Origin of the sequence: Pseudonocardia sp. (genome assembly GCF_035305885.1) — a bacterium.
Classification (GTDB): Bacteria; Actinomycetota; Actinomycetes; order Mycobacteriales; family Pseudonocardiaceae; genus Pseudonocardia.
The window spans coordinates 1-3,912 of the sequence record NZ_DATGOP010000100.1; the positions used below are offsets into that span (position 1 = coordinate 1).

Annotated in this window: 2 protein-coding genes; one reads left to right on the plus strand and one right to left on the minus strand. The window is 75.3% G+C overall.

From position 1 onward, the window contains the following. Positions 1–180: 180 nt before the first annotated feature. Positions 181–1,479 carry a Gfo/Idh/MocA family protein gene (locus VKZ81_RS20975; RefSeq protein ID WP_324243331.1) on the minus strand — a complete coding sequence of 433 codons (1,299 nt, stop codon included), beginning with the start codon at positions 1,477–1,479 and terminating at the stop codon, positions 181–183. A gap of 97 nt (positions 1,480–1,576) precedes the next feature. On the opposite strand from VKZ81_RS20975, the gene VKZ81_RS20980 reads away from it, so the two are divergent. Then, the gene (locus VKZ81_RS20980; RefSeq protein ID WP_324243332.1) at positions 1,577–3,529 is read left to right on the plus strand and encodes an alpha/beta hydrolase family protein; all 1,953 of its coding nucleotides are present in this window, start codon (positions 1,577–1,579) and stop codon (positions 3,527–3,529) included. Positions 3,530–3,912: the final 383 nt, after the last annotated feature.

Consider the following 3,912-nt stretch of genomic DNA (forward strand, 5'->3'; position numbering starts at 1 on the left):
GGTTTCACCGCACTTCGGAACACGGGCCGGTTTCACCGCACTTCGGAACACCGGCCGGTTTCACCGCACTTCGGAACACCGGCCGGTTTCACCGCACTGTGGAACAGGAGGCGGTGAGATCGCACTCCCTGCCGCTCCCGCCTCTCCCAGCGCGGGACCTGACACGGTCCGGCGCCCGGGTCAGCGCCGCAGCAGCCCCGGCACGTCGACGGGCTCGCCCTGCTCGATCGAGCGCCACAGCGCCTCGCCGGTGGCGACGGCGAGCGCACCCTGCCGGGCGTCGGCCATGAGCCCGAGGCGGCGGGACTCCTCGTCGGGGCCCTCGAACAGGTCACGGCGCAGCAGCGGGTCGGCGCCGTCGTGGCCGCCGGCCGCCGTCGGCACCTCGATGGTGCGCGCGGGCCCGAAGAGGGGTCGGAGCACGAGCTCGCCCGACCCGGGCAGCGCCTCGCCGTCGGGCGTCCGGCCGACGAACGCCTCGATCGTGCCGTGCGTGCCGCGGATCGCCAGCCGGTAGCCCTCCCAGGGCGCGGAGAACTCGACCGAGTAGGCCGCGGTGGCGCCGCCCGCGTAGGTGACGAGGCCGGCGACGTGGTCCTCGACGTCGATCTCGTCGTCGTAGAGGGTCATCTCGCGCGAGGCGGGGTACTGGACCTCGTAGGGCAGGTCGAACATGCCGCGGCGCGCCTGCCCGGTGGGCTCGGGGAACGCCCCGCTGCCGGCCTGCGCCCGGTGGTAGGGGTCCCGCTCGCGCAGCTCGGCGGGGGTGGTCGCGCCCGCCGGGCGGTGCGGGCTGCCCGGCCCGTAGTAGTCGCGACCGCCGACGGCGTAGGCCCGGACCGGCTCGTCGTCGAGCCACCAGGCGATGAGGTCGAGGTGGTGCGTGCTCTTGTGCACGGTCAGCCCGCCGGAGTCGGCGCGGCGGCGGTTCCAGCGCAGGAAGTAGCTGGCGCCGTGGCGCACGTCGACGTGGTGGTCGTAGCTGACGTGCAGCGGCCGGCCGATCGCCCCCTCCGCCACCAGCTCCTTGATGCGACGGTGCCGGGCGGGGTAGCGGAAGTTGTGCGTGACGGTCACGCTCGCAGTGCTCGTCCGCTCGGCGGCGAGGACCTCGGCCGCCTCGGCCGCCGTCGCGACCATCGGCTTCTCGGAGACGACGTCGACGCCGGCCGCGAGCGCGGCGAGGATGTAGCGGCCGTGGCTGTGGTCCGGGGAGGCGACGAGGACGGCGTCGGGCCGGCTCGTGCGCAGCATCTCCTCGACGTCGTCGGGGCCGAAGACGGCGACCGGCGGGTAGCCGTCGGGGACGATCGTCTCGACGAAGGCCTCGGCGCGGGTGCGGTCGACGTCGAGCACCGCGACGAGCTGGCCGACGTGGGAGAAGTCGTCGCTGCTGGCGCCGTAGCCGAGGCCGGAGTCGGCGCCGCCCGCGACCCCGAGCAGGGGACGGGCGAAGCTCGCCACGCCACGGTTCGACACCCCCACGAGGGCGTAGCGACGGCGCTCCGATGCAATTGCCGCAACCGCATGCATCGTCCTACTGTAGCGTGCTGGACCACGCCGACGGAGGAGACCCATGGCCGAGGAGCTCGGCTTCCGCCGCAACCTGGACGGCCACCACGACACCTCGCTCGACCTTCTCCGGCACGTCTACGCGCGCACCGAGGAGACGCTGCGGCGCACGGCCGCCGCGCTCGACGGCGCCACCGACGCCGCGGCGGTCCGGGCGCACCAGGCGCGCACGCGGGAGGCGGTGGTCGCCGGGCTGGGCGGTCTGCCGGAGCTGCCTGCCGACCCGCCGCCCGTGCAGTGGCGAGGACCGGCGGAGGCGATGGGCTGCGTCGTCGAGCAGCTGGTGCTGGAGACCCACCCAGGCGTCCCGGTCCCCGCGACGCTCTACCGGCCCACCACCGGCGGCGGTCCGCGACCCGCGGTGCTGTTCGCGTGCGGGCACACGACGACCGGCCGCGCCGACCCCGAGTACCAGCGGGTCTGCAGCCGGCTGGCTCGCGCCGGGCTCGTGGTGCTCGCGATCGACCCGTGGGGGCAGGGCGAGCGGCTCGGCTACCTCGGCCCGGACGGCACCCCCACGGTCGACCCGGGCACCGCGGAGCACACCTACGCCGGCTTGCAGGCGTGGTGGCTGGGTCAGAGCATCGCGCGGTGGTTCGTCCACGACGCACGGCGTGCGATCGACCTGCTCCAGACGCTCCCCGACGTCGACCCGAGCCGCATCGGCATCACCGGCAACAGCGGCGGCGGCACGCTGTGCACGCTCATGGTCGCGATCGAGGATCGGCTGGCCGCGGCGGCGATCGGCACGTTCGTCACGAGCCGGGGCGCCTACCTGTGGTCGGGGCAGCACCAGGACGCCGAGCAGGTGCTGCTGGGCGGGTCCGCGGCAGGCGTGGACCACGCGGACCTGCTGGCGGCGATGGCGCCGCGCCCGCTGGCGGTGCTGGCGGCCGAGCACGACTTCTTCCCGCTCGAGGGCACGGTGGAGTCGGTGGAGCGGGCGCGGGCCGCGTACCGGGCGCTGGACGCCGTCGACCGCCTCGAGCTGCACACCGCCCCGGTGACGCACCGGTACGCGCGGCCGCTGGCCGCGGCGGCGGCGCGGTTCTTCTGCGCCGCGCTCGGGCTCCCCGAGCCGACGGACGACGACGACTCCGAGCCCCTGCCCCCGGAGGCGATGCGCGCGCTCCCCCGCGGGCAGGTGGCGCTGGACCGGCCGGGCTCGCTGTTCCTCCACGACCTCGTCCGCGCCGACGCCGAGGGGCTCCCGACGCCGTCGCCCGCCGAGGCGCGCGCGTGGCTGAGGGCGAGGGTGCACACCGGCCGCCGCGCACCGGGGGCGGCCTATCCGCGCTGGCTGCCCGGGCCGGCGGGCACGGTGCACGGGATGTGGCGCAGCGAGGCGGACCTGTGGGGCGCCGGCGTGCTGCTGCCACCGACCTCGGGCGCCGGTGCGCCGCGGCCGCTCCGCATCGTGCTCCTGGACGCCGGGACGCCGGCGCTCACCTCGGACCACCCGCTCGCACGGGAGCGCGGCGCGGAGGCGGTGCTGGTGCTCGACGTGCGCGGGCACGGCGCGCTGGCGGTGCACGACAAGGACGATCGCGACCACCGGGACCACCGCAGCGCCGTCTACAAGCTGCTGTGCGACCTGCTCTGGCTGGACGACTCGCTCGCCGCAGCCCGCGCGTACGACATCACCCGCGCGATCGACGTCGCGCTGACCGACCCGCACCTGACGACCCTGGTGCCGGGCCTGGGCCCGACGTCGCCCGTGCACCTGGAGGCCGAGGGCCCCCTGGCATTCGTCGCGAAGGTGGCGGCCGCCGTCGACGACCGTGTCACGCGTGTGACCGTGCACGACGACGTCGTGGACCCGGCCGCGATCCTGCGCCGCCGCCTGCACGACACCGGCGACGGGTCCTGGCAGTCCGTCGTCCCGGGCGCCGCCACCCACGCCCCGCTCACCACCCTCCATACCCTCCTCGGCCCGCGCCTCCACACCGCCGGGTAGGCGCGCCGTCGCCGCCGGCGCGCACCCGCGAGACGCCTGAAGGCACGGTGGAACCGGTAGGTGGCATGAAGTGCGGTGGAACCCAGCAAGCGAGGCCGGCGAGCTCGCTCGGCCCTCACAGTGCGGTGGAGCCCGAGCCGTGTTGCAAAGAGCGGTGAAACCGAGCGATGTTGCAATCTGCGGTGAAAGTGGGAAGCGCAGGGCTTCATCCCCCCGCGGCGACGTACCTACGAAGCCGGGAGCGGGGAGTCGTGCGCGCGAGGCTGGATGGGCCTAGCGGGAGCGAGCGAGGAACGAGCGAGCGAGTGGTCGCCTCGCGCGCACGACTCCCCGATCCCCGGCGCCCCGACACACCCGATCCCCGGCGCCCCGACACACCGCCT